Origin of the sequence: Paenarthrobacter sp. NPDC018779 (assembly GCF_044391085.1) — a bacterium.
Taxonomy (GTDB): domain Bacteria; phylum Actinomycetota; class Actinomycetes; order Actinomycetales; family Micrococcaceae; genus Arthrobacter.
Genome location: NZ_JBIRZS010000023.1, coordinates 25,478 through 52,232, shown reverse-complemented (window position 1 = coordinate 52,232; position 26,755 = coordinate 25,478). Strand labels below are relative to the sequence as shown.

At 64.0% G+C, this 26,755-nt stretch carries 23 protein-coding genes; 15 read left to right on the top strand and 8 right to left on the bottom strand.

The genetic code is table 11. The annotated features are described in order from the left end of the window. Window positions 1-56: 56 nt before the first annotated feature. Entirely contained in the window at window positions 57-1,199 is a 1,143-nt protein-coding gene (locus ACH488_RS18705; protein WP_397326053.1) for a Gfo/Idh/MocA family protein, read from the bottom strand. Between the two features lie 133 nt (window positions 1,200-1,332). Here ACH488_RS18705 and ACH488_RS18700 point away from each other — a divergent pair, with 133 nt between their 5' ends. The 9 genes from ACH488_RS18700 (at window position 1,333) to ACH488_RS18660 (ending at window position 10,118) form a co-directional block, all read left to right on the top strand. After that, window positions 1,333-2,232: a carbohydrate kinase family protein gene (locus ACH488_RS18700; protein WP_397326052.1), complete on the top strand. Its 900-nt coding sequence runs from the start codon at window positions 1,333-1,335 to the stop codon at window positions 2,230-2,232. Window positions 2,233-2,248: 16 nt separating this feature from the next. Next, window positions 2,249-3,133: an aldolase gene (locus ACH488_RS18695; protein WP_397326050.1), complete on the top strand. Its 885-nt coding sequence runs from the start codon at window positions 2,249-2,251 to the stop codon at window positions 3,131-3,133. A gap of 102 nt (window positions 3,134-3,235) precedes the next feature. Then, window positions 3,236-4,525 (top strand): ABC transporter substrate-binding protein, encoded by a 1,290-nt coding sequence (locus ACH488_RS18690; protein WP_397326049.1) that lies wholly within the window; start codon window positions 3,236-3,238, stop codon window positions 4,523-4,525. Continuing rightward, window positions 4,522-5,478, top strand: a complete 957-nt coding sequence (locus ACH488_RS18685; RefSeq protein WP_397326048.1) for a carbohydrate ABC transporter permease — start codon at window positions 4,522-4,524, stop codon at window positions 5,476-5,478. The genes ACH488_RS18690 and ACH488_RS18685 overlap by 4 nt, the downstream gene beginning before the upstream one ends. A 4-nt stretch (window positions 5,479-5,482) precedes the next feature. Further along, window positions 5,483-6,298: a carbohydrate ABC transporter permease gene (locus ACH488_RS18680; RefSeq protein ID WP_262277352.1), complete on the top strand. Its 816-nt coding sequence runs from the start codon at window positions 5,483-5,485 to the stop codon at window positions 6,296-6,298. Between the two features lie 29 nt (window positions 6,299-6,327). Further along, window positions 6,328-7,767: an NAD-dependent succinate-semialdehyde dehydrogenase gene (locus ACH488_RS18675; RefSeq protein WP_397326047.1), complete on the top strand. Its 1,440-nt coding sequence runs from the start codon at window positions 6,328-6,330 to the stop codon at window positions 7,765-7,767. Further along, window positions 7,768-8,511, top strand: a complete 744-nt coding sequence (locus tag ACH488_RS18670) for a sulfite exporter TauE/SafE family protein (protein WP_397326046.1) — start codon at window positions 7,768-7,770, stop codon at window positions 8,509-8,511. A gap of 29 nt (window positions 8,512-8,540) precedes the next feature. After that, window positions 8,541-8,720: a hypothetical protein gene (locus ACH488_RS18665; RefSeq protein WP_397326045.1), complete on the top strand. Its 180-nt coding sequence runs from the start codon at window positions 8,541-8,543 to the stop codon at window positions 8,718-8,720. 3 nt (window positions 8,721-8,723) lie between these two features. Continuing rightward, entirely contained in the window at window positions 8,724-10,118 is a 1,395-nt protein-coding gene (locus ACH488_RS18660) for a phosphomannomutase/phosphoglucomutase (protein ID WP_397326044.1), read from the top strand. A 20-nt stretch (window positions 10,119-10,138) separates the two neighbouring features. On the opposite strand, the gene ACH488_RS18655 is transcribed toward ACH488_RS18660, so the two are convergent. Beyond that, a complete protein-coding gene (locus tag ACH488_RS18655) occupies window positions 10,139-11,809 on the bottom strand; it encodes an alkaline phosphatase D family protein (RefSeq protein WP_397326071.1) in 1,671 nt (556 codons plus the stop codon). A 224-nt stretch (window positions 11,810-12,033) separates the two neighbouring features. Here ACH488_RS18655 and ACH488_RS18650 point away from each other — a divergent pair, with 224 nt between their 5' ends. Next, a complete protein-coding gene (locus tag ACH488_RS18650) occupies window positions 12,034-13,245 on the top strand; it encodes an MFS transporter (RefSeq protein WP_397326043.1) in 1,212 nt (403 codons plus the stop codon). A gap of 66 nt (window positions 13,246-13,311) precedes the next feature. Here ACH488_RS18650 and ACH488_RS18645 read toward each other — a convergent pair whose 3' ends face one another. Next, complete coding sequence (locus ACH488_RS18645; RefSeq protein WP_397326042.1) at window positions 13,312-14,265, bottom strand: LysR family transcriptional regulator; 954 nt, start codon at window positions 14,263-14,265, stop codon at window positions 13,312-13,314. A gap of 71 nt (window positions 14,266-14,336) precedes the next feature. Between ACH488_RS18645 and ACH488_RS18640 the strand changes: the two genes are divergently transcribed. The 5 genes from ACH488_RS18640 (at window position 14,337) to ACH488_RS18620 (ending at window position 21,967) form a co-directional block, all read left to right on the top strand. Then, entirely contained in the window at window positions 14,337-16,073 is a 1,737-nt protein-coding gene (locus ACH488_RS18640) for an L-aspartate oxidase (protein ID WP_397326041.1), read from the top strand. A 59-nt stretch (window positions 16,074-16,132) separates the two neighbouring features. Then, the gene (locus ACH488_RS18635; RefSeq protein ID WP_397326040.1) at window positions 16,133-16,762 is read left to right on the top strand and encodes a TetR/AcrR family transcriptional regulator; all 630 of its coding nucleotides are present in this window, start codon (window positions 16,133-16,135) and stop codon (window positions 16,760-16,762) included. A 350-nt stretch (window positions 16,763-17,112) separates the two neighbouring features. After that, window positions 17,113-18,600 (top strand): aldehyde dehydrogenase family protein, encoded by a 1,488-nt coding sequence (locus ACH488_RS18630; protein ID WP_397326039.1) that lies wholly within the window; start codon window positions 17,113-17,115, stop codon window positions 18,598-18,600. After that, on the top strand, window positions 18,601-20,253 hold the full coding sequence (locus ACH488_RS18625) for a GMC family oxidoreductase (protein WP_397326038.1): 1,653 nt from the start codon (window positions 18,601-18,603) through the stop codon (window positions 20,251-20,253). A 112-nt stretch (window positions 20,254-20,365) separates the two neighbouring features. Beyond that, window positions 20,366-21,967, top strand: coding sequence for an APC family permease (locus ACH488_RS18620; RefSeq protein WP_397326037.1), 1,602 nt, complete (start codon window positions 20,366-20,368; stop codon window positions 21,965-21,967). A gap of 114 nt (window positions 21,968-22,081) precedes the next feature. Here the strand turns inward: ACH488_RS18620 and ACH488_RS18615 are convergent, their stop codons facing one another. The 5 genes from ACH488_RS18615 to ACH488_RS18595 all read right to left on the bottom strand — a co-directional run bounded on the left by ACH488_RS18615 (window position 22,082) and on the right by ACH488_RS18595 (window position 26,712). After that, entirely contained in the window at window positions 22,082-22,921 is an 840-nt protein-coding gene (locus ACH488_RS18615; RefSeq protein WP_397326036.1) for an aldo/keto reductase, read from the bottom strand. Between the two features lie 156 nt (window positions 22,922-23,077). Then, the gene (locus tag ACH488_RS18610; RefSeq protein WP_397326035.1) at window positions 23,078-23,518 is read right to left on the bottom strand and encodes a hypothetical protein; all 441 of its coding nucleotides are present in this window, start codon (window positions 23,516-23,518) and stop codon (window positions 23,078-23,080) included. A gap of 8 nt (window positions 23,519-23,526) precedes the next feature. Then, window positions 23,527-24,168, bottom strand: a complete 642-nt coding sequence (locus ACH488_RS18605; RefSeq protein WP_397326034.1) for a bacterial proteasome activator family protein — start codon at window positions 24,166-24,168, stop codon at window positions 23,527-23,529. Between the two features lie 85 nt (window positions 24,169-24,253). Further along, window positions 24,254-24,445, bottom strand: coding sequence for a YbdD/YjiX family protein (locus ACH488_RS18600; RefSeq protein ID WP_397326033.1), 192 nt, complete (start codon window positions 24,443-24,445; stop codon window positions 24,254-24,256). Then, window positions 24,445-26,712 carry a carbon starvation CstA family protein gene (locus ACH488_RS18595; protein ID WP_397326032.1) on the bottom strand — a complete coding sequence of 756 codons (2,268 nt, stop codon included), beginning with the start codon at window positions 26,710-26,712 and terminating at the stop codon, window positions 24,445-24,447. Before ACH488_RS18595 ends, ACH488_RS18600 begins: the two co-directional genes overlap by 1 nt. Window positions 26,713-26,755: the final 43 nt, after the last annotated feature.

Sequence of the window (26,755 nt, the reverse complement as noted above, 5' to 3'; positions counted from 1 at the left end):
ATGCCCTTGGACCACCTAAGGTGTCGCATTGTGTTGCAATTCCAACACAATCCTACTTACTTCCGGGCGCCAACCATCGGTGCCTGGAGTTCAATGGCGCGTCCTTCCACAATGGACTGCTCGGCTGCAAGGCCCATCCTGACTGATTGAAGGCCATCCGCCACTGTCACATCCACAGGCCCCTCACCCAGTATGGCCTTCCGGTAACCGAGGTGCTCGTAGTAGGTGGAGCCGTGGTGCGCCCCTGCGGCAAGGACTGCCTCGTCCACTGGAACGTCATGCTTTTCCGGACCCAGCGGCGAGCGCGGACTGAACTCGACGGTTGCTTCAGTTTCGTCGCCTTCGATCCAGTGGTTCGCAGCCACCGGGATGAGGGTCTCGATCTTTGCTGCGTCCCCCACGATCGAGATGCGTTCCTGGAATTTGGAACCCTCGGCGAACATGGACAGTTCAAGCATGGCCCGGCGGCCGCCCTTGAAATCGACAATCACGTAGGCGTTGTCCACCATGTCCGGTGTGCGGCCGTCGTAGGACTCGTCCAGGTGGTTGACGTCGTGCCCGCCGCTGGCGTAGACGCGGGTGGGCTCGTCCTGCAGGATCAGGCGCATCAGGTCGAAGAAGTGGCAGCACTTTTCCACCAGGGTGCCGCCGGTGCGCTCGGCGAACCGGTTCCAGGCGTCCACCTTGTGCAGGAACGGGAAGCGGTGTTCGACGATCGAGAGCATGTGGATGGTGCCGAGCTTGCCACCATGCGCGGCCTGGATGATTTCCTGCACCGGCGGCATGTAGCGGTACTCCATGGCAACCCATACGGGGGCGGGGTACGAAGCGGCCAGCAGTTCCAGTTCGTCGGCCTGCTCCGCACTGGTGCACACCGGCTTCTCCACCAGGACCGGCAGGTTGATTCCGCTGGCGAAGATGTCCTTCAGGATTCCCAAATGTGTATCGTTCGGGCTCGCGATCACGAGGGCGTCCACCAGCCCGGATGCCAGCAGCTCCTGGTGCGAGGAGAACGTCTTCACCTCATAGCCAATTTCGCGAGAGGTCTCCTCGAGGGAGGAGGGCGTGGGGTCGGAGACCGCTGTGATGCGGCTTCCTGGGATCAAAGCAAGGTTTCGCACATGTTCGCGGGCCATGTGGCCGGCGCCGATGAGTCCGTAGCGAATGGTCTGGGCTGTTTCCTCAGAGGGCAATGCCATGAGCTGCTCCGTTTCTCTGCGTTGAGTGGGGGATCGACGTTGCATCCCAAACATCACTATACAGAATGTGTTGTTTTTCACACATAGCGTGTGTATATTTTTTCAAACCAGCCCAACAACAACGAGGTGGATCGTGCCCCAACCGTCATCCGGAACCCTGCTCTTCGTCGGGTGTGCCACTTTGGACTCCATCGCCCTTGTGCAGGAATACCCCGGTGCCGACAGCCGCACCGTAGCCGCAGATTTCGCGACGGCAGGCGGTGGCCCGGCCGCCACGGCGGCAGTCGCGGCAGCCCGTGCCGGAGCAAAGGCGGCCTTTGCCGGCGTCGTAGGTGAAGACGAGGAAGGCGACCGGATCATCAGCGGCCTCGAAGCGGAAGGCGTGGACACCTCGGCCGTCCTCCGCAACCCCGCGGTGAAGACGGGCGCCAGCGTGATCGTGGTCAGCAGGTCAACCGAAAGCCGGGCGATCGTCACCCGGCCTGTGCCTCCCGTCCACTTTCCCGCAGACAGCCGTTTCCATGAGCTGGTGCGCAGTGCCGGCTGGGTCCATGTGGACCACTTGGGCTGGAATGCCGTTGCCGATCTGCAGGGCCTGCGGATCAGCGTGGATGCCGGCAACCCCATCCCCTCCTTCAGCCCCGAAGGTGTGGCGCTGTACGTGCCCACGATCGAGCGCTTGCGGGCCGAGTACGGTGACCAGCTGTCCCCCGAGGCCCTTGTGCAAAAAGCCGTCGACGCCGGTGCCTCCGCCGTGGTGGCCACGGCAGGTTCCGCGGGAGCCTGGGGCCTGGAGCGGGACGGCGTTCCCTTCCACGTACCGGCAACAGCGGCAGAGATCGTATCGACGCTTGGTGCCGGCGACGTCTACCACGGCGCCATCCTGGCCGCCGTCGCAGCCGGACTCCCCCTGGCGGAGGCAGCAGCCTTCGCCGGCCGCACAGCCACGGCTTCGTGCGCAGGTCTGGACGGACGCTCCATGATTCCCCGCCAGGCCATCACCCCCGTTTTGACCATCAATCCCACTGCCTAGCTGAAAGAAGCAGCCCATGACCACCACCGACCTTTCTCCCCTTCAGCGGCCTTCAGGTGCGTTCGCGATGCTCGCAGTCGATCAGCGCGAAGCCATGCGGAACATGTTCGCCGAGCACACCGACCAGCCCGTCACCGATGAGGACCTCCGTGACTTCAAGCTCGCGGCCGCCCGGATCCTCACTCCGTATGCATCCGGCGTTCTCATCGACCGCCAGTTCGCACTGGACCAGGCCATTGAAGCGAACGTCGTCGCGCCCGGCTGCGGGCTCATCGCTTCCGCAGACCACTTCGAGTCTGCCCACGGCGAGCTGGTGGGCGAAGTGACCATCGATAAGCTGGTGGATCCCGCCAAGTACGCAGCGCTGGGAGCCAAGGCCCTCAAGCTCCTGGTGCTCTACCGCCCGGACGAACCCGCCGAAGGCCGCGTGGCAATGGTCCGCGAGTTCGTAGAGAGCTGCAAGTCCGCCGGGCTCATCAGCATCATCGAACCCGTCTCCCGTAAGCCCCTGGCCGGCGGCGACTTCGATTGGAATGCCGGCATCCTGGCCGCAGCCAAGGAACTCGGCGGCCTGGGGGCCGACCTTTACAAGGCCGAGGTCCCGTTCAAGGGCCAGGCCCCTGAAGCAGAGGTCCGGGCAGCGTGCGCCGAACTGACCAAAGCCATCGACGGCCCATGGGTGGTCCTTTCCTCCGGAGTCCCGGAGGACGTCTTCCCCGACGCCGTCCGGTGGGCGTGCCTGGAAGGGGCCAGCGGGTTCCTGTCCGGACGGGCCGTTTGGGCGTCCTGCATCGGCTCCACGGACGTAGAAGAGTCCCTGTCCACGGATGCTGTCCGTCGGCTGCAGCGGCTCTGCGCAGTAGTGGACGAGGTGGTGGCGGCACAACGCACCACCGCCTGATCCGCCCCGGCGGCCGTGAAGGCGCCCCATTCCAAACAACGCCCCATTCCAACTTACGCCCCATTCCAACCCGGCACAGCAACACTCAATGAGGAGAAAATTGTGAGTCAGATTTCACGCAGGCAGGCCATGGCCGTTCTCGGCGCCCTGGGTCTCGGTGCCACTGCGGCAGCATGCGCAGGACCCGGCGGTTCCACAGCCCCTGGTGGCGCCACCGGGCCGGTTGCTCCGGCCACCGGTGACATCACTGGCAAGGTGTCCTTCGCCCACTGGCGTGGCGAAGACAAGGCAGTGTTTGACGAGCTCATCAAGCGCTTCGTTGCAAAGAACAGCGGTGCGGAGGTTGTCCAGGACATCTCGACCTCCAACGACTACAACGCCCAGGGTTTGCAGAAGGTCCGGGGCGCGGCCATCGGCGACGCGTTTGCGACCTTCCGGGGTGCACAGTTCAAGAACTTCGGTGAGGCCGGAATCTACACCGAGCTGAAGAACAGCAAGGCCGTTGGCAACTACCAGAAGGGCCTGCTCACAGCCGGGCAGTCCGGCGACAGTCAACTTGGCCTGCCCTACCAAGTGGTGTTCCCCATGCCGATGGCCAACACCGACCTCTTCGACAAAGCCGGCGCCGAGCTGGCACCGAAGGACTGGGACGCCTTCCTGGCCATGTGCGAGAAGCTGGCGTCTTCCGGTGTCACGCCCATCTCGTGGCCCGGCGGCGATGTGGGAAACGGTGGCCAGCTCTTCAACTGCATGATCGCCAACAACGCCCCAGTGGACGACATGTGTGCACAAATCGAGCAGGGCAAGCTCAAGTGCACTGACGACTGGTTCATCAGGATGTTGAACCAGTACAAGGACCTGGCGCCGTTCCTGCAGTCCAACGCCACGGGCACCGCGGTGGAGCCGGCACAGAACCTGTTCTCCCAAGGCAAAGCCGCCATGCTGGCCACGGGTTCCTACCACCTCGCGGCGGTCCGGAACCTGGGCGCGAAGTTCCCGATCGAGTTGGTTTTCCCCAATACTTCAACCGACGGCAACGCCAAGTATGAGGGTGTCTACAACGCCACGTTCATCCTCGGCGTCAACTCGGCCAGCAAGCACCAGGCCGCCGCGGCAGCCTGGATCGATTTCCTGTCCGAACCGGAAAACGCCGGGTACTACGCCAACCAGACGGCCCAGCACGTGTCCGTCAAGGACGTCGACTACACCAACGCGGACCTCAAGCGACTGAGCCCGTGGCTGGACAAGAAAACGGCGCTGGCCGCCCGCTTCCAATTCTTGAACCTGGACGTCCGCAACGCCGTGGAGGCAAGCGCGACGGCGGTCATCTCCGGTACCAGCCCTGAACAGGCAGCCGAAGCTGCCCAGAAGATTGTGGACGAACGGTTATGAGCACCCACACCGGAATGGCTGCGAAGCGAAAGGCGCCGGACAGCAGCACGGAAGCTGCCACGAAGAAGCGCCGGTCCCCTACACGCGTAAATCCTGCGCTGTACCTTTTCCCGCTCCCCGCCGTCGCGGTCATCGCCTTCTTCCTGGTGATGCCCACCCTTCAGGCGTTCCAGTATGCCGTCACCGACTGGAACGGCTTCTCGGCAACGTTCAACTACGTGGGCGTGGACAACTTCATCCGGGCGTTCACCAAGGACTCGTTGTTCACCAACGCGCTGACCAACAACCTGAAGTTCGTGTTGCTGGTGGTCATAGCCCAAACCGCATTCTCGCTCCTGCTCGGCCTGCTCCTCACCAAGAACTCCCGCGGCAGCATCCTGCTCCGCGCCTTGTTCTTCTTCCCCACCATCCTGTCCTCCGTGTCGGTGGCCTTCATTTGGAAGTTCATCTACGATCCCAACTTCGGCCTGGCCAACTCGGCCCTGGGTGCGGTGGGACTTGAAGGACTCCAAGGGTCCTACCTCGGAGATAACAACCAGGCGCTCTACTGGGTGGCCGTGACCCAGGTCTGGTTCCACGCCGGACAAATGATGGTGGTGTACATCGCCGGGCTGCAGTCCATACCGCGCGAACTCTACGAAGCAGCGGAAATGGACGGTGCCAACAAATGGCAGCAGTTCAAGTCCATCACGTGGCCTTTCGTGGCCCCGGCAACGTCCATTGTGGTGGCCTACACCACTGTGCAGTCGTTCAAGGCTTTCGACCTGATCCTTGGTATCGCAGGCAACCCGCCCAAGAGCTCCCTGGACATCCTCTCCACCCGCATCTACAGCACTTTTGCCAACTCGGAGTTCGGCTACGCCGCCGCACAGTCGATCATCTTCATGGCGATGATCGCCCTGGTCACCTGGCTGCAGCGCCGGTTGCTCCGGCTGACCCCGAAGGGGGAATAACAGCATGCTCGCTTCAATCAGTCGCCGCGCCATCCTCGGCATCTACGCGCTCATCATCATCATTCCGCTGACCGTTGTTGGTTTCGGAAGCTTCAAATCCACACAGGAACTGTTCGAGGGTCCGTTCAGCCTGCCGCAGTCCCTCTCCCCCGCCAACTACGCCGAGGTGATCGGTGGCCAGGACCTGGGTTCCTCCTTCTGGAACAGCGTCGTCGTCACAGCCATCTCCGTACCAGTCACGCTCTTTATTGCCAGCCTGGCCGGTTACGCCGTGTCGCGGCTCAGGGGCTTCGTGTCCTGGGCCATCTTCGGCTTCCTGGTGCTGGGCATGGCCATTCCCGCCCAAGCCAACATGGTCCCGCTCTACGTACTTTTCGGACGTCTGGGACTGCTGGACAACCTCGCGGGACTGATCGTGGCCAACGTGGTCTCGACACTGCCCATCGCCGTGTTCATCCTTGGCGGCTTCATGCGGACGTTGCCCAAGGAACTCTACGAAGCCTCCTCTATCGACGGAACCGGGCCGTGGAAGACCTACGCCTCGATCGCACTGCCGCTGTCCGCACCATCAATCGCGGCCGCAGCAATCTTCCTTTTCGTCATCCACTGGAACGAACTGCTGTATCCCCTCTTGTTCATCCAGTCCCCCGGAAACCGCACGCTGCCCTTGGCTTTGCTGAGCTTCCAGGGCGAATTCCAGACCAACTACCCGCTGCTGTTCGCAGGAGTCATCCTGGCTTCCCTGCCGGTGGTGGTGGCCTACATCTTCCTGCAGCGCTACTTCGTGGCAGGCATCACTGCCGGCGCCAGCAAGGGATAACCACGCCGCTCAGCGGAAAGGCACTACGCATGAACCTGAAATCTGCACAACACCTGATCAACGGAACCTGGCACTCAGCCGGCACCTCCAAAGACGTCACGGATCCCGGAAACGGTTCCACTGTGGGCGAGGTTGCCTGGGGCAGCGCGGACCACGCTACCCAAGCCGCCGATGCGGCTGCCGAAGCGTTCGGCAACTGGTCCCGGACCACCGCCCGCACCCGGGCCGACCTGCTCCACAACGCCGCCGGTCTTTTGGCCGAGCGCCGCGACGAACTGGCCCAAACCTTGGCACTGGAAGCCGGCAAACGGCTTCCCGAAGCACAGGGCGAAGTGGACTTCTCGGTGGAGTACCTCCGGTGGTTCGCGGAGGAAGCCCGGCGAACCACCGGGACAGTCAGCCCACCTGAGCTCCGGGGACGCCACCACCTCAGCTCCCGCAAGCCGATCGGCGTCGCCCTGAGCCTCACTCCGTGGAACTTCCCGGTGTCCATCCAGGCCCGGAAACTCGCCGCCATGCTCGCCGCCGGCTGTACGGTGGTGGGCCGCGTGTCCGAGAAGGCACCCCTGGCCGCAACCGGCCTGTTCGAGATCCTGCACGATGCGGGGTTCCCCGCCGGCGTCGTCAATCTTGTCCATGGACCATCCCGGGAAGTGACCGGGGCCCTGCTCAAGCACCCCGCCGTTCGGGCGGTCAGCTTCACAGGATCCACCGGCGTCGGACGGCAGATCATGGCCTCCGCTTCCGAACGGGTGGTGCGGCCGCTGCTCGAACTGGGCGGCAATGCACCCTTTATCGTTTTCGAAGACGCCGACCTCGATGCCGCCGTCGAGGGCGCAGTGCTTGGCAGGCTCCGCAACACCGGCCAATCCTGCGTGGCCGCCAACCGCTTCCTGGTCCAGGACAGCGTCGCGGACGAATTCGCCCGGAAGCTGGCCGCACGGTTTGATGCCATGAGCATCGGGCACGGCGTTCCCGACGGCGGCACACCGGTACCGGACCTTGGTCCCGTGATCGACGCCGAGCGGGTGGCGGCTGTCCAGGCCCTGGTGGACGATGCCCTCAACCGCGGCGCCCAACGGCTCACCAAGCGCACGGAGGTTCCTCGCGAAGGATCCTTCATGGCACCCACGCTCCTCGTGGACGTTCCGGACGACGCGCTTCTGGTGAGCGAAGAAGTCTTTGGCCCGGCAGCCGGCGTCATAACTTTCGCTTCGGAAGAGGAAGCGATCCGCAAGGCGAATGCCACGGAAATGGGCCTCGCAGCCTACGTCTGGACCAACAGCCCCAAGCGCGGCTGGGACATTCCCGAGCAGCTGGAATCCGGCATTGTGGGTGTCAACGATCCCCTCCCGTCCGTGGCCTTCGCGCCGATGGGCGGCGCCAAGCAGTCCGGCCTGGGCCGGGAAGGATCGAGCCTGGGCCTCGAGGAATTCGAGGAGGTCCAGTACGTTGCCTGGAAGGCCTAGATGCTGACCACAGGACTGGTGCTGGGGGCCGTCGTCATGGGCGCGGGGATGCAGCGGGTGACCGGGATGGGATTCGCCCTCGTGGCGGCTCCCTTCCTGGTCCTGCTGCTCGGTCCAGTGGAGGGCGTAGTGCTGGTCAACGTCTGCGGAGCCGTGACGGCCGGGGCCATCATCTTCCCGGTAGTCCGGGATATCGACTGGAAACGGTACCTGGCACTGGCCGCATCAGCCCTCCTGGGGATCGTCCCCGCGGCCATCCTCATACGGTTCATGCCGCCTCCGGTACTGGAGATCTCGATCGGCGTCATCCTCGCCGTCGGGCTGACAGTCCTGCTGTTCATGAAATCCGCTGTCCTGCCCAAACGTCGCAGGTACCTCTTCACCGCAGGAGGCCTCAGCGGTTTCATGAACACCGCGGCCGGGGTGGGAGGACCGGCCGTCAGCATGTACTCCATCGCAACCCGGTGGCAGCACAAATCGTTCGCAGCCACCATGCAGCCCTACTTTTTCACCATCGGCTCCTTGTCGCTCGTCTCCAAGGCGGTCACCGCACCGGAATCGTTTCCCGTCCTCCCGGCAACCATGTGGGTGGCGGTCGCCGTCGCCTGTTTGGTCGGACTCGTCCTGGGCGACCTCGCCTCCAAACGGGTGTCCGCGCGCGCCGCGCAGATCCTGCTGATCGTGCTGGCCTACCTCGGCGCAGCTGCCACCATTGTCCGCGGCGTCCTCGACGCCGTCAGCTGAACCCCATAACCCCTAAGAAAAGGACCACCATGTTTGACGTCTCCCCCAAAGAAGGCACGCTGCGGGTTTCCACTTCCAACGGCGAACCCGTATCCGTCACGGTTGACCCGAACGGAGTCCGTGTTGAGATCCACACCAACTGCCGGTGCAGCGAAACCCCTGAGCGGCGCGCCGGCTCATACACGGATACCGACTTCGGCGCTCGCTGAATCATGGATCTTTCTTCGTCATTCAAGGCCTACGATGTCCGCGGCATCGTCGGCGTCTCCTTGACCGACCAGGTTGCCGAAGCCATCGGTGCCGCCTTCGTCGACGTCCTGGGCCTTGCCGGGAAGACCGTGCTCTGCGGCGGTGACATGCGTCCGTCATCTCCGGGGTTTGTCTATGCATTTTCGCTGGGCGCCTCCAGGCGCGGCGCCAATGTGTCCGACCTCGGCTTGATTTCAACCGACGAGCTCTACTTTGCCTGCGGATCCCTCAACTCGGCGGGCGCCATCTTTACGGCCAGCCACAACCCGGCAAAGTACAACGGGATCAAAATGGCCAAGGCCGGAGCCGTCCCCGTTTCCTCGGATTCAGGCCTGTTCGACATCCGGGACCTCGCCCAGCGCTACCTCGCTGAGGGAATTCCTGCAGCCGGCTCGCGGGGGACCGTGGCTGCACTGGACGTACTTGGCGACTACGCACGCAAGCTGCGGTCCCTCGTGGATCTTTCCGGCATCCGCCCACTCAAGCTGGTGGTCGACGCCGGAAACGGCATGGCCGGGATGACCGTTCCGGCGGTGCTTGGCAGCCAACTCCTGGAGGCCCTGCCGATGACGATCATCCCCCTGTATTTCCAGTTGGACGGCACCTTCCCGAACCATCCAGCCAACCCTTTGGAACCAGAGAACCTCCGCGACCTGCAGGCGGCCGTCGTCGCGCACGGCGCCGACCTTGGGCTGGCGTTCGACGGCGATGCGGACCGCTGCTTCGTGGTCGACGAGATGGGACAACCGGTCACACCATCCGCCGTGACATCGATGATCGCCGTTCGTGAGATCGCCAGGGCCCGGGCTGCCGGCGAAGTGGAGCCCACCGTGATCCACAACCTGATTTCCTCGCAGTCAGTTCCAGAGTTCATTCAGGCCGCCGGTGGCCGGCCCGTACGTACACGTGTGGGCCACTCGTTCATCAAGGCCCGCATGGCCGAAGAGGATGCAGTTTTCGGTGGTGAGCATTCCGCCCACTACTACTTCCGCGACTTCTACAACGCGGATACCGGCATGCTCGCCGCAATGCACGTCCTCGCCGCACTCGGCGAGCAGCCCTCGCCGCTTTCCAGCCTTGCCCGGCAGTACGAACCGTATTCCTCAAGCGGCGAAATCAACTCGACCGTGGCGGACACGGCCAGATCCATCGCGGACATTCACAGTTCGTACGCAGACATGGACGGCGTCCACCTCAATGATTTGGATGGTCTGACCGTGACTGCGGAATCAGGAGACTGGTGGTTCAACGTCCGGGCATCCAACACCGAAGAACTCCTGCGGCTCAACGTCGAGGCCAAGGACGCCAAGACGATGGACAGCGTGCGGGACTCCGTGCTGGAGATGATCCGGCGCTAGGGCCGGGGAGGTCTGAAGTATCAGCGTTCCGGGTTCAGCGTCTTCGAGAAAATGACCGAACCGTTGGCGTTTCGCAGGCTCACGTTGAAGGTGTTGTCGGAACCCAGTTCGACGTGGCCGAAGTACTGGTTCTCGCCATCGCGGGGAGACGCGCCGGGGAACCGGCCGGCCTTGGCGAACACCACCTCCGGCCCGAACGTCCCGTCCATGTCGTTCGGGCCGAAGGAACCCGCGTTGATCGGACCGGCCACGAACTCCCAGAACGGATCGAAGTCCGTGAAGGACGCGCGTTCCGGGGAGTAGTGGTGTGCTGCGCAATAGTGCACGTCCGCGGTCAGCCACACTGTGTTCTTCACGCCGTACTTCTTGAACGCGCTCAGCACCCCGGCGATCTCCAGCTCACGGCCCAGCGGCGCACCGTTGTCCCGGTTGGACAGGCTCTCCTGGTTCACGGCACCGTCCGGGACGACGATTCCGAGGGGAAGGTCAGCGGCAATCACCTTCCAGGTCGCCTTCGACTGCCGGACTTCCTTGATCAGCCAGTCCACCTGCTCCTGGCCCAGGATGTTGGTGGCGTATGGCTCCTTGCCGTCCGTGTTTGGCGACTTGAACGTCCGCATATCCAGGCAGAAGATGTCCAACTGCGGGCCGCGCGAAATCTTCCGGTAGATGCGCGCGGGCTGGTACTGGCCGGCGTCGTACGTTCCAGGGCGCCAGAGTGCAGCGGAGTCCGCGATCGCCATGTTCTCTTGCCACGCCTGCCGGCCGCGCGCAGCGAGGACGTTCACACTGCGTTCGGTGTAGCGGGCGTCGTCCAGGATTTCGCCGGGGTACCAGTTGTTGGTGGTTTCATGGTCGTCCCACTGGGCGATCACGGGCACGTCGGCGAACAGGGCGCGCATGTTGGCGTCCAGGGAGTTGTAACGGTGGCGGCCCCGGTATTCCTTCAGGGTCTCGGCCACCTTGGCGACTTCCTCCGTGACGATGTTCCGCCACACCCGGCCGTCCTTTTCGGTGACCGTTTCGGCGATCGGGCCATCGGCGTAGATGGTGTCGCCCGAGTGGATGAAGAAGTCAGGGCGGGTCCGGTGCATGGCTTGGTAGCCGCGCATGCCGCCGATGTCCGGGTTGATGCCCCAGCCCTGCCCGGCGGTATCGCCGGTCCAGACGAAGGATTGCGAGTACGACGCCGGCCTGCCGCCACCGCGCGCGTCTTGCGTACCGCCGTCGTTGGCTTTGTTCGTGCCCGGCGCCGTGCGGAAGGTGCCCTGAACAGCCTCCCCAAGGCCGTTCGCGTCCTCAAAGTTCAGCTCCAGCTTGAAGCGGGTTCCGGCGGGAAGTCCCTTGGCGTGGATCTTCGCGGTGAAGTCGCTGGCTTCGCTGGCCAAAGGTCCCCGGATGGTTCGGCTGAAGCCGTAGCGGCCGCGGAGGATTTCTCCTGCGTCGTCGATGGCCCGGAGGGTGGCGGTGAGGCGACCCGGCCCCGAGGCGCGGGACCACAGGACGGCGGAATCGGTGGTGACATCGCCGGTGGCGATCCCCGTGGGGAGGGTAAGTCGCTTGCGGACCAAGGGGATAGCATTCGGGGCAGCGTTCGCTGGGGTTCCGGCAGTGCCGAGTCCGGCGAGGGTGAGGCCGGCGAGCGAGGACTTGACGAGGGTGCGGCGTGAAAGGTCAGTCACGCCGTCCAGCCTTCCGAGCCGTTGTGAACAGCGGGTGAGGGTGGGGTGAAGGTTTTGTTGGGCGGTTGCTCGACGCAGGCTGAAGGCACTCCTCGCACTGCCGGCGTCTCAGATGGAGGGTTCCGTCAAAAACTGTGGACTTCGTGCTTAATGCGACTTAGGATCAAAATCTAGTTTGACTAGGTTTTCACCCCCCCCAAGCCGCGCGCCCACCTCGACGGAGACACCACAGCATGACGGACCAACTGACACGAAGCCCCTCTGCGTTGCGCGTGGTGCTTGGCTCCCCCTTGTACCGTGGCGCCACGCTCGCCCTGTTCTTCTCCGGGCTCGGCTTTTCCGCTGCCGCTCCGCAAATCGCCCGGTTCCTGGTGGAGGACCTCGGCAGTTCATTGACAGTCGCGGGACTCTATTACCTGACCAACCTCACCGCTTTGGTGGCGGGATACCTGGTTGGACGGCGTTCTGATCACACGGGCCGCAGACTCGGCCCGTTCCGGCTCTGCGCAGTGGCCGGCTTCCTCGGATGGCTCGGGATCGCGTTCTCAACCGAGCTCTGGATGCCGTTTGCCATCAGCGCACTTGTCCTCGGCTTCGCCGGCGCGGCAACCTCCCAATTGTTCGCGGCAATCCATGACGAACTCCAGGCCAATCCAACGCCCGCTGGTGATGGCGTTGTTTCCTACGTCCGGATGTCGCTCACGCTTGGTTGGGTGGTGGGCCCGGTGGCAGGTTCCTTCCTCGGTGCCCAGCTTGGCCTGCGCACCATGCTTATTGCGACGGCGCTCTGCACCCTGGCACAGTTGCTGCCCTTGGGCACGCTTCGGGACCGGGCCCGGAACACCGACACCGCGGTCGCCCCACAGCCGAAAACCCACGTCCCTCTCACGACGATGTGGCCACTGCTGGCCTTCACGGGCCTCTATATCCTGGTCTACGCCGGAGAACCCATCAAGTACGCCTACCTGCCGATCTACATGAATGACCACCAATATCCGCCCATACTCAGCGGCATCATCATCGGCATCCAGCCACTCGTGGAGTTGATCCTGATGCCAGCGGCGGCGGTCCTAGCCCGCCGGACGGGAATGCTCAACCTCATGGTCCTCGGGGCGCTGTTCGGCGTAGGGGCGAACGTACTCTTCGCCCTCAGCGGCTCACCCGCCGGGCTACTGATCGCACAGGTTCTCATGGGCGGCGTCTGGGGCATCTTCGCCGGCCTCGGAATCATCGTGGCCCAACGTCTGCTCCCCCAGGCAGTAGCCACCGCCTCGGCGATCTTCATCAGCGCACCCGCAGTGAGCTCCGCGCTGGGCGGACTCGTGGGTGGCATTGGTGTCGGCGCCGTGGGGTTGCCCTTGGTCTTCCTGGCACCCAGCGCATTGGCACTCCTGGCCGCTGTTGGACTTTGTGTGCTCCAAACGCGGTCGGGCCAGCGGATCTAGGCCGAACCGGGCGAACGACGCCGGCCTGCCGCCTGCGCGCCCAACGCCAGTGCCGCCGTCGTCAATTCACGAAGCCTGTTGTGATGACAAAAGTCCTGCTGTCACTGCGCTGGTTGCGGACAGCTTGTTGGCGGTTTCGATGACCAGATCCTGCATGGCCTGGGCTGCACGCGTGAGCGGTACGTCGTTTCGGTGCGCAAGGCTGATGGAACGTGTGAAGCGCGGTTCGGTGAGCCTCACCGAGTGCAGGCGCGGCCTGTCCACCATCACCATGGCCGGGACCACGGCCACACCCAGTCCGCGTTCCACGCAGCGCAGTACCGCATCCATCTCGGCACCCTCAAGGACAATCCTGGGAGTCAGGCCCGCCGCACGGAAGGCCTGTGTGGTGGTTGCCCGCAGTTCGTAGTTTTCCTGGAACGTGATCTGCGGCAGTTCGGCCAATTCGGTGAGCGTGAGTGTTTCGACGCCCTCCAGGAGATCGCTCCTGGCCGAGGAAATGACCACCAGTTCCTCGCTCAGGATTGGAAGCATCCCCAGGCTGGGCGCGGGGGTTGGCGCGTCCTCCGATGTGGTGACGAGGGCAAGGTCAAGCGCACCATTGGCCAGCTCCTCCAGTAGTCCCAGCGAACCGCCCTCGGACAGGTGCAGTTCGATGCCCGGATAGGCGGCATGGAACGAGGTCAGGACCTCGGCAACGAGGCTGATGCACAACGTCGGGGTAGCGCCGATGCGCACCCTCCCGCGCCTGAGCCCGGCCAACTCCTGCATTTCGAATCGAACGGTGTCGGCATCTGCCAGCATCCGGGTCGCCAGAGGCAGGAGAGCTTCCCCCGCCGCAGTCAGGGTGACGTTGCCCCTAACGCGATGGAAAAGGGCCGCTCCGAGGTCGGACTCAAGGGTGGAGATTTGCCGGCTCAATGATGGCTGGGCCAAGTGCAGATACGCGGCGGCCCGGGTGAAGTGCCCCATCTGGTGCACCGTTACGAAGCTCCGGAGTTGTTCAAGATTCACGTCCATAGCCTATATGCATCAAGTTGAGCCAAACAATGCATTGGACTGATCAACAGGTCCGTTTTTAGCATGAATTTATGAACAATTGCCCCACTGAAAAGCAGATCTCCACCACCGTCCTGGTTATTGGAACGGGCGGATCAGGCCTCCGCGCTTCCATCGAACTGGCCGAAATGGGCGTCGACGTGCTCGCCGTCGGTAAGCGCCAGCGCACCGACGCGCACACCTCCCTTGCCGCCGGCGGCATCAACGCAGCGCTCGGGACCATGGATGAAGACGACAGCTGGCAGCAACACGCAGCAGACACCATCAAGGAAAGCTACTACCTCGCCAACCCCCACACGGTAGAGATCGTGGCCCGCGGGGCCGCCCAAGGAATCCAGGACCTGGAACGCTACGGAATGGCCTTCGCCCGCGAGGACGACGGACGCATTTCCCAACGCTTCTTCGGTGCCCACACCTTCCGACGCACGGCCTTCGCCGGCGACTACACCGGGCTGGAGATCCAACGCAGCCTGGTAGCCCGGGCCCAGCAATTGGAGATCCCCATTCTGGACGAGGTGTACATCACCCGCCTGCTCGTGAAGGATAACCAGGTCTTCGGCGCCTACGGCTTCGACCTCAACAACGGCACCCGCTACCTCATCCACGCCGACGCGGTGGTCCTGGCCGCCGGAGGGCACAACCGCATCTGGCGCCGCACCTCCTCGCGCCGCGACGAGAACACCGGCGACTCGTTCCGCCTCGCCGTCGACGCAGGGGCCAGGCTCCGCGACGCCGAACTCGTACAGTTCCACCCCTCCGGGATCATCGAACCGGAAAACGCCGCAGGCACCCTGATCTCCGAAGCCGCCCGCGGCGAAGGCGGGATCCTGCGCAACAATCTGGGCGAACGGTTCATGGAGCGCTACGACCCGGAACGCATGGAACTGTCCACCCGCGACCGGGTTGCCCTGGCCGCCTACACCGAAATCAAGGAAGGCCGCGGCACCCCCAACGGCGGAGTCTGGCTCGACGTCTCCCACCTCCCCCGCGAAACCATCATGGACCGCCTGCCGCGGGTCTACCAGACCATGCTGGAAGTCCAGATGCTCGACATCACAACCACCCCGATCGAAATTGCCCCTACAGCCCACTACTCAATGGGTGGCGTTTGGGTACGCCCCGAGGATCACAGCACGGACGTGGCCGGCCTGTACGCCATTGGTGAAGCATCAAGCGGGCTCCATGGCGCCAACCGGCTGGGCGGGAATTCGCTCATCGAACTGCTCGTGTTCGGCCGGATCGTTGCCCAAGCGGCCGCCGGCTACTCTGCATCCCTCACGTCCCAGCCCCGCTCGGCCGAAGCCCTGGCCCAAGCGCGGGCGGAGATCGACGATCTGCTCGCCGCCGATGGCACCGAGAACGTACGGGCACTGCAGCGGGCCATCCGCAACATGATGACCGACCACGCTGGCGTCGTCCGGGACGAAGACGGCCTCATGACCGGCCTCGCGAAACTCAACGCCATCGAAGAACGCATGCAAAACATCGGCGTCCACCCGGACCTCGCCGGTTACCAGGACCTGGCCCACGCCTTCGACCTCAAAGCCTCGGCGTTGGCCGCACGCGCAACCCTGGAATCCGCCGTCGAACGCCGCGAAACCCGCGGCTGCCACAACCGCAGCGACTACCCCGGGATGGACGCGCAACTGCAGGTCAACCTCGTCTGGTCACCTGCCTCGGGCGTGGTTCGCGAAGAGATACCGGCCATCCCTGACGAGATCGCCGCCTTGATGAAGGAAGTTTCCACGGTGGGCAAGCTGGTGGAGTAAGCCGGACGAACCGCCGACCCAAAGTGCGTTCCGGCCAACTCAGGCAATAGTGTGGCCTCATGGGGACGAATGCCTTGAATAAAGGTGCGCAGAATAACGGCGAACAGCTGGACAAGCAGTCCCGCATCCTCGACGCAGCCATGGAACTGCTCTCGCGCCACGGCATCGCCGGAGTGAGCATGCGGGCAGTGTCCCGTGAAGCCGGAGTGGCACTGGGCCTGGTGAACTACTACTACGACGACAAAACGAGCCTCATCCGTGCGGCCCTGCGCCGCGTGGATGAGGACGACCTCCGCCTCGTCGCAACAAACCCGGACGCAGATCCCACCGATCAGCTCCGCCAGGCCCTGCGCCGGGTGGCCGGCCCTGACCTGCTGACCACCCCTTACCTTTCCCTGCGCCTCCACCTCTGGGCCCTGGCCCAGGCCGACGAGGGCTACGCGGAAATCAACGCTGCCGCCTTCGACCGCTACCTCGACGGCGTGGCAACCCTCATCAACAACGCCAGGCCCGAGCTTTCCTGGGAGGAATGCCGGGACCGCGCCGCCGAGATCGTCGTCATCCAAAACGGCATGTGGCTGACCTCCCTGCTGGGCATAGACAAAGGTGCCATCCAGCGCAGCATCGCCCGCACGGAGGAAATCGCCTTCGCCCCGGCGCGCGACGCCAAGCAGCGCGACGCCAAGTAGCTCGCCACAAGCCTCCTAACCAAGCAGAGTCACAAACACGCGTATTGATATATCTCGCCTCAAAACGCTTGAACGATCGTTCAAAGTGGTTTAGTGTTCTTTTATGACTTAGGACACACCTACTCCGGGCCGGCGAACCACCCGCCCAGTTCCAATCCTCTGCAAAGTCGTCAACGCTGAACCAATCCGCAAAACTCAACACACCGGACAGCACCCGCGCCACCCGCCAGCCCCGCGCCTTACAAGGCGCAGCTGCGCTGTACCCAAAAACGCCGCGCCGGAACCTCACCACCGACCCCCTGAAACACCCGCCCACATTTGAACACCGGGCCCAATTCCTAGGGAGATCCATGCCAAAAACGCTTTTCATCAACGGCTCATGGGAGGCAGCTGCCTCCGGCGCCGTCCGCGAAATCCGCAACCCCGCCGACGGCGAACTGGTCGCCACCGTATCCGAGGCCGGCAGGGAGGACACCGAACGCGCCATCGAGGCGGCACGTGCGGCCTTCGATTCCGGGATCTGGCCAGGCACACCCGCACCGGAGCGCGGCGCCTTCCTCCTGAAGGTCGCAGCCGGGCTGAGGGAACACCGGGAAAAGTTCGCCCGCGCCGAATCGCTGGACACCGGCAAGCGGATCATCGAGAGCCGGATCGACATTGATGACATCGCCGCCTGCTTCGAGTATTTCGGCAGGATCGCCGGTCAACAGGCGGGCAGGCTGGTGGATGCCGGCAACACGGACGTCGTCAGCCGGATCGAATACGAGCCGGTGGGCGTCTGCGGCCTCATCACCCCGTGGAACTACCCCCTCCTGCAGGCCGCGTGGAAGATCGCCCCGGCACTGGCAGCCGGATGCACCTTCGTGCTCAAGCCGTCGGAGCTCACACCCTCCACCAGCATTCTCGCCATGCAGCTCCTGCAGGACCTGGGACTGCCCGACGGCGTCGCGAACCTCGTGACGGGACCCGGCGCCCAGGCGGGTGCTCCGCTTTCGGAACATCCCGCCGTCGACCTCGTCTCCTTCACCGGCGGCCTGGAAACCGGCAAGCGGATCGCCGCGGCGGCGGCCGCGACAGTCAAGAAAGTGGCGCTGGAACTGGGTGGCAAGAACCCCAACGTGGTCTTCGCCGACGCTGACTTCGATGCCGCCGTCGACAATGCCCTCAACGGTGCCTTCGTCCACTCCGGCCAGGTCTGTTCGGCGGGTGCCCGGCTGGTGGTGGAGGAATCGATCGCCGAGCGCTTCGTCGATGAGCTGGTCCGCCGCGCCGGAAGCATCCGCCTGGGCGGCCCGTTCGACGATGACGCCGAGACCGGACCGCTGATCTCCGCGGCCCACCGGGACAAGGTCCACGCCTACGTCCAGCTGGGCCTCCAAGAGGGCGCGCGGTTGAGGACCGGCGGTGCGCCGGTTGCAGGCGGAACGTACGACGCCGGGTTCTACTACCAGCCCACCGTCCTGGACCGCGTCACCCGGGGAATGTCCGTGGTCACCGACGAGGCCTTCGGGCCAGTAGTGACGGTGGAGACGTTCCGGACGGAGGACGAGGCCGTGGCCACAGCCAACGACACGATCTACGGACTGGCCGGTGCCGTGTGGACGCAGGATGCCGGCAAGGCACAACGCGTGGCAAAGCGGCTTCGGCACGGCACGGTTTGGATCAACGACTACCACCCCTACCTCCCCCAGGCCGAATGGGGCGGGTTCGGCCAATCCGGCGTGGGCCGCGAGCTCGGGCCCACCGGCCTGGCCGAATACCAAGAAGCCAAGCACGTCTACCAGAACACCAGCCCCCAGGTAACCGGCTGGTTCGCTGACCACGGCAAGGAGAACTAGATGCACTTCGACAACATCGAGGACCTCGGCGAGCGCGCCTTCGACTACGTCGTGATCGGCGGCGGGTCAGCGGGCGCCGCTGTAGCTGCAAGGCTGAGCGAGGATCCGGACGTGACAGTGGCCCTCGTGGAGGCGGGCCCGGACGACCGGAACCTGCCCGAAATCCTGCAGCTGGACCGCTGGATGGAGCTGCTGGAGTCCGGCTATGACTGGGACTACCCGATCGAGCCGCAGGAGAACGGCAACTCGTTCATGCGGCACGCCCGTGCCAAGGTCATGGGCGGTTGCTCCAGCCACAATTCCTGTATCGCGTTCTGGGCTCCCCGCGAGGACCTGGACGAGTGGGAAACGAAGTACGGCGCCACGGGGTGGAATGCCGACGCCGCGTGGCCACTGTACAAGCGATTGGAGACGAACGAGGACGCCGGTCCTGATTCCCCGCACCACGGAGACTCGGGCCCTGTGCACCTGATGAACGTGCCGCCGGCAGATCCTTCCGGAGTCGCACTGCTGGATGCCTGCGAACAGGCAGGCATCCCCCGGGCGAAGTTCAACACGGGCACCACGGTGGTCAACGGAGCCAACTTCTTCCAGATCAACCGCCGCTCGGACGGCACCCGGTCCTCCAGTTCGGTGTCCTACATCCATCCCATCATCGAGCGACCCAACTTCACCCTGCTGACCGGTCTGCGTGCCCGCCAACTGGTGTTCGACGCGGACAAGCGCTGCACCGGCGTCGACGTTGTTGATTCGGCGTTCGGCCGCACCCACCGGCTCGCCGCACGCCAGGAAGTGATCCTCTCCACGGGTGCCATCGACTCCCCCAAGCTGCTTATGCTTTCCGGCATTGGCCCGGCCGCACATCTCGCGGAGCACGGCATCGAGGCCTTGGTCGACTCTCCGGGAGTGGGCGAAAACCTGCAGGACCACCCCGAGGGCGTGGTGCAGTTCGAGGCAAAGCAGCCCATGGTGCAGTCCTCCACCCAGTGGTGGGAGATCGGCATCTTCACCCCCACCGAAGACGGTCTGGACCGCCCGGACCTGATGATGCACTACGGTTCGGTCCCGTTCGACATGCACACCGTGCGCCACGGCTACCCCACCACGGAGAACGGCTTCTGCCTCACCCCGAATGTCACCCACGCCCGTTCCCGCGGCACGGTCCGCCTGCGTAGCAGGGACTTCCGCGACAAGCCCATGGTGGACCCGCGCTACTTCACGGACCCCGAAGGCCACGACATGCGCGTCATGGTTGCGGGCATCCGCAAGGCCCGGGAGATCGCCGCCCAGCCCGCGATGGCTGAGTGGACGGGGCGCGAACTCTCGCCCGGCATCGAGGCACAGACGGACGAAGAATTGCGGGATTACATCCGCAAGACCCACAACACCGTCTACCACCCGGTGGGCACGGTCCGTATGGGAGCGTACGACGACGACATGTCACCTTTGGATCCCGAGTTGCGGGTCAAGGGGGTCACCGGCCTCCGGGTCGCCGATGCGTCCGTCATGCCCGAACACGTCACCGTCAACCCCAACATCACCGTCATGATGATCGGTGAACGGTGTGCTGATCTGATCCGGTCCGGCCGTCTTCACGCCAACGGCGCAGCCCTCGAACGGGAAAAGGAGGATTTCTCGCCTTCGTATGCCTAAGCGCCAAGCCCGGCGGGGCTGTTCCTGCCGGGCACAACCACCACAGCAATCTTCGATTCGCCGCGCCCCAGGGCGGCCGATCCCATCTTGCTTTCCTGATTAGGAGTCCACCATGGAACCCATCAAGAGTAATGATTCAAGCGGCATGGACGAATTTGGCTACACGCAGACCCTGGACCGCAGCATCGGCAAATTTGCCAGTTTCGCGGCCGGCGTCAGCTATATCTCCATCCTTACCGGTGTTTTCCAGCTGTTCTATTTCGGCTTTTCCATGGCCGGACCGGCTTACGCCTGGTCCTGGCCCATCGTCTTCGTAGGCCAACTCATGGTTGCCCTCTGCTTCGCCGAGCTTGCCGGCCGCTATCCAGTGGCCGGGTCGGTCTACAACTGGGCCAAACGGCTTTCTTCCGGGACCCCGTCCTGGCTGGCAGGTTGGCTGCTGATGTTGTCTTCCATCATGGCCTTGGGTTCTGTAGCACTGGCGCTGCAGATCACCCTGCCCCAGCTTTGGTCCGGCTTCCAGTTTGTGGGCGACGGTACCGGACCCTTTGATTTCGCCATGAACGGTGTGGTTCTGGCGACGATCATGATCACCATCTCCACGCTGATCAACGCGTTCGGCGTCAAGCTCATGACGCGAATCAACAGCATCGGCGTTTTCGTGGAGCTCATTGCCGCGGTGTTGCTGATCCTGGCGCTCGGCTGGCATGTGGTCCGCGGTCCGGAAGTCTTCTTCGACACGGCCGGATTCGGCGAAGGCCACGACCTCGGCTTCTTCGGCGTCTTCCTCATCGGTGCCATGGCCTCCGGCTACGTCATGTACGGATTCGACACCGCCAGTTCCTTGGGTGAGGAGACCAAGGACCCCAAGAAGACCGCACCGAAAGCGATCATCCGCGCGGTCACGGCGTCCTTCCTGCTGGGCGGATTGATCCTGTTGTTTGGCATCCTGGCAGCACCGGACCTCACCGACCCCAAGGTGGGCGCAGCCGACGGCGGGCTCCAGCACATTGTGCTCAGCGTCCTCGGCGGGCCTTTCGGCAAGGCGTTCCTGGTCTGCATCGTCGTCGCCGTGGTGGTTTGTACGTTGGCCGTCCACGCCGCTGCGATCCGCATGATGTTCGCCATGGCCCGGGACAACAACCTCCCGTTCAGCCGCCAGCTCAGCAAAGTGGACCCGGTGCGGAGGACCCCCACCGTGGCAGCCATCGTGATCGGCGTGCTGGCCGTGATTCCGCTGCTCATCAACGTGATGCAGCCGGCCATCTTCACCATCCTGTCCAGCATCAGCATTGTGCTGATTTACCTGTCGTACCTCCTGGTCACGGTTCCGCTGCTGCGCAAGCGGTTCCTGAAGAAGTGGCCGATCGCGGACGCACCTGGCTCCGAGTCCGGTTTCTCCCTGGGGAAGTGGGGCCTGCCGGTGAACATCCTCGCCGTGCTGTGGGGCGCTGCCATGACCATCAACCTGATCTGGCCACGGCAGGAGATCTACAACTCCGTGCCGCCTTTCGAGTGGTACCTGCAGTGGGGTGGAGTGATCTTCGTGGCCGCTGTCACCGTGGGTGGGGCCCTTCTCTACCGACTGAAGATCCGGCACCAGACAGGCATCCTGGCTGAGCACGCCGCGAACGTGGCAGCTCATCCATCCTCGGGCGCGGAACCACAGCCGGCCGCCTCCGGCGCAGGTGGCGAAGGCGCAAGCGCTGCCTGACCGCGGCACCCGGCCACCCGCCGTCGTACCTAAACGAGCGGTACCTAAAACGAGCACTGCCTTAACGACGAGTGCCCCGCACCCAACCGGGTGCGGGGCACTTGCGTGCCGGGACTAGGCGAAGTCGGAAACCGCCGGGTCCGGGCCGATGCGGCCTTCGGTGCCGCGGTCCAGGCCGTTGATGGCCTCGACGTCGGCGTCGTCCAGCTTCACGGACAGGGCCGCGAAGTTCTCCTGGATGCGGGATTCCGTGACGGACTTGGGGATGACGACGTTGCCGATGGCCAGGTGCCAGGCGATGACCACCTGGGCGGGCGTGGCCTGGTGCTTGGCCGCGATCTCAGCGACTGTGGGGTTCTCCAGCAGTTCGCCGCCCTGGCCCAGCGGGGACCAGGCCTGGGTGAGGATGCCCTTGGAAGCGTTGAAGGCACGCAGCTCGGACTGGTTGAAGAAGGGGTGCAGTTCAATCTGGTTGATGGCCGGGACAACGCCGGTCTCATCGATAATGCGCTGCAGGCCCTCGGTGGTGAAGTTGGAGACACCGATGGACTTGACGCGGCCGCGCTTCTTCAGCTCGATCAGGGCTTTCCAGGTGTCCACGTACTTGTCCTGCTTGGGCTGCTGCCAGTGGATCAGGTACAGGTCCAGCGTTTCGATGCCGAGGCGGTCCAAGGACTTCTCGAAGGCCTCCAGCGTCGCCTCGTAGCCCTGGTCGGCGTTCCACAGCTTGGTGGTGATGAAGATTTCCTCGGCGGAGAGGCCGGAGGAGGCAATGGCACGGCCAACGCCGGATTCGTTGCCGTAGATCTTGGCGGTATCGATGTGGCGGAAGCCGGCCTCGAATGCCTGGCGGACCACCTTTTCGGCTACATCGTCTTCAACCTGCCATACCCCGTAGCCGAGCTGGGGAATGGTGTTGCCGTCGTTGAACGTAAGCGTTGGTGAGGAAGTCATGTCTGCAATCCTGCCAGCATGAAGTTGCTCAAAGCCCCAAATATTACGCAGATCAGCTATCCGCTTAACTTATTGCTTCAGTGGAATAAACGCGCACGCCGGTAGTTGCATGCGCTGCACACTTATCCGGGCGGCCTTCAGTCCATTGGCCTTCGGTCAGTACGAAAGGAGGCGCTCGGCGTCGGCGACCTGTTCAAAAACAGACTCGGCCCGGCGCCGTACGGACAGCGCGCCCACCGGGACAGGACCAACGGCCAGCCGCAGCATGGCCGCGGCCTCTGCCGTCGTGGCCAGCGAATTGCCGGCCTTGGACAGTGCACGGTGGACGCCGGCAAGGGAACCTGGCACGTCGAGGCCCTCGCTGGGGGCGCGTTTTTGCGCCTCTACGCAGATCGCCCGAACACGGGGCAGCAAATCCGCAAGCTCGTTGGCGATCTGCACCAGCTCGTTGTACAACTCCTCGTCGTCAACGCCTTCCAGGACCTGGTGATACCTGTCCAGGCCACGGTGGAAGCGGTCATGGGCGCGGCGCCACAGGCCCTTACCGAGCTCAAGATCGTCTTTCCGTCCCTGCCGGACGGCCCCAAAGAAACCCACGGCCTGGCTCAGAGGTACTGACCCGGGCCGTGATCGGGATCCTCGGTCTGGCCGGGAGACACAATGCCGGGCCCACCCGGGGCCTTGGCCCGCTGGGGCTGCCCGTTCTCGCCGATCACAATGCCGGGCGCGATCACCGTTCCCGGCGGAAGTTGGCGCAATTGGTGCTGGGCTGCTGCGTGGTCACGGGCAGCCTGCTGGGCCGCGATGGCAGCCTGGATGCCGTGGAACAGACCCTCAAGCCAACCCACCAACTGTGCCTGGGCGATGCGAAGCTCCGCGTCCGAAGGCGCCTTCTCCTCCGGGAACGGCAGGCTGATGCGCTCCAGTTCTTCGATGAGTTCCGGCGCCAGTCCGTCTTCCAGTTCCTTGATGGAACGTTCATGGATTTCGGCCAAGCGACCACGTGCCGCGTCATCGAGCGGCGCGCTCTTCACTTCTTCAAGAAGCTGCCGGATCATGGTTCCGATCCGCATCACCTTGGCCGGCTCGTCCACGAGCTCCTGGAGGTTGGTGCCCTTGGACTTGTCCTTGGCCTCCTCCGCCCCCTGGTCAGCGCCGTTCAGGGCCGTGCCTTCCACCGGAGTTCCCTCCACGGGTTGGTCGTCCGAAGCCTCATCCTTGGGCTGAATGTCGTTCAGATCGCTCATGCGTTTCATACTCTCACGTGGTTCGCGCAAGCCCGCGGCCAAGACCGGATTTTGGACTTCGTTCGTAGCGAAACTCCCGGTTGCCTCAGCAGCAGCGCCCTTGCGGGTTGCTGTCCTGACGGTCCATGCGGTCCCGCCAGAACTCGCGCTCGGTCATGGCGGGACCTTGGTGGCCGGAGGACGTGAAGTGCTCAAGATACTTCTGGTACGCGTCAGCGCCCATCAGGCCCCGCATGTATCCGGCGAAGCCACGAAAGCCTGTTGCCAGGGCTCCCACTAGTGGTGCCCTGCACTCACGGGTCGCTTGTCCGCCGGCAAAGCCTCCCACTCGGCGAGCAGTTCCTTCTCCGCCGCCGTCGGAATCAAGCCCGCCGGCGCGAACACCCGGGACGGCACCGCCGGATCCTCGTGGTCCTGCCCGCCACCGGCACGGAAGGCCCGGACTGTGGCAATGACAGCCGTGATGATCACAATGATGCTCAAGACGACGAAGATCACCGAGAGCACGCCCTGGATCATGGTGTTGCGGACCACCGCTTCCATGGCCTCAACCGTTTTGGCCGTCCCGAATGAGGTCTTTCCGTCCGCCAAGGCCTTACTGAAAGCGGCATTGTTGGCAAAGTAGCCCACCGCCGGAACGGGCGAGAAGATCTTGAAGAAGCTTGCCGTGATGGTCACGACGGCGGCAAACGCCAGCGGAACCGCGACGATCCAGAGCCATTTGAACACTCCCCGCTTCGCAGCAATGGCCATGCACACTGCCAAGGCGATGGCGGCGAGCAACTGGTTGGCAATACCGAACAGCGGGAACAGTGTGTTGATGCCGCCCAGCGGGTCAGTGACGCCCATGAGCAGCACGGCTCCCCACGCAGCAACCATGATCCCCGTACACAGCCAGGCCCCCGGCCGCCACGAGGCTTCCTTGAACTTGGGAACGAAGTTGCCGATCGAATCCTGCAGCATGAACCGCGCAACCCGGGTGCCGGCGTCCACCGCTGTCAGGATGAACAGTGCCTCGAACATGATGGCGAAGTGGTACCAGAAGGCCATCATGCCGGGGCCGCCGATGAATTGCTGCATGATGTGCGCCAGGCCAACGGCCAGGGTGGGAGCGCCGCCCGAACGGGAAATGATGCTCTCCTCCCCCACGTCCTTGGCGGTCTGCGCCAAGACGTCCGGGGTGATGTTGACGTTGGCCAGGCCAAGGCTGTTCACCCATTGGGCCGCGGACTCCACCGTGCCGCCTGTCAGCGCGAGGGGTGCGTTCATGGCGAAGTAGATGCCACGGTCGATCGAGATGGCCGCCACCAGCGCCATGATGGCCACAAAGGACTCCATGAGCATTCCGCCGTACCCGATGAAGCGGGTCTGCCGTTCCTTCTCGATGAGCTTCGGAGTGGTGCCGGAGGAGATCAAGGCGTGGAATCCGGACAGGGCACCGCAAGCGATGGTCACGAACAGGAAGGGGAACAACGCTCCAGAGAAAACCGGACCGTTCTCGCGGCCGGCGAACTCGCTGAAGGCCGGAACATTGATTTCCGGACGCACCACGATGATGGCGAGGGCGAGCATCACAATGACGCCGATTTTCATGAACGTCGAGAGGTAGTCACGCGGCGCGAGCAGCAGCCAGACGGGCAGGATCGCAGCGATGAAGCCATAGATGATGAGGCCCCAGGCGATGGTCACCTTATCCAGGTGGAAGAAGGCTGCGCCCCATTCCGTTCCAGCCACGGCACCGCCGCCGATGATCGCGGCCATCAGCAACACAAAGCCGATGATCGAGACCTCCATGACCTTTCCCGGCCGCAGGTACCGCAGGTAGACGCCCATGAAGAGCGCGATCGGAATGGTCATCCCGACCGAGAAGACACCCCACGGGCTCTCGCCGAGCGCGTTGACCACCACCAGCGCAAGGATGGCCACGATGATGATCATGATGAGCAGGGTGGCGACCAAGGCGGCTGTGCCGCCAATAACGCCAAGTTCCTCACGGGCCATCTGGCCGAGGGACCGGCCGCCTCGCCTCATCGAGAAGAACATCACCAGATAGTCCTGCACCGCACCGGCAAGTACGACGCCGATGATGATCCAGATAGTGCCGGGGAGGTACCCCATCTGTGCAGCAATGACCGGACCAACCAGCGGACCTGCACCGGCAATGGCAGCGAAGTGGTGGCCGAACAGGACGTTCCGGTCGGTGCGGACATAGTCCTTGCCATCAGCCTTGTATTCCGCAGGGGTTGCCCGCCGGTCATCAGGCTTCAGGAGGTACCGCTCGATGACCTTGGAATAGAAGCGGTAACCGATCAAGTAGGTACACACGGCAGCAAAGACAAACCAGATGGCGTTGACCGTCTCGCCACGGACCAGCGCAAGCATCACCCACGCGACGCCGCCGAGCAGGGCAATGGCCACCCACAAGGCTATTTTGGCCGGGGTCCACTTCCGCTCGTCCCTTTCCCGCCGGGACTGATCCACGGCCGGCGGCGGCAATGTGGGGTCCAGCTCCCTTTCGAGTTCTTGTTCCGGGATGGCGTTCATGTCTCCTCCTTGAGAACCTTCTTGCTGCCGTGGCTCCGTGAGG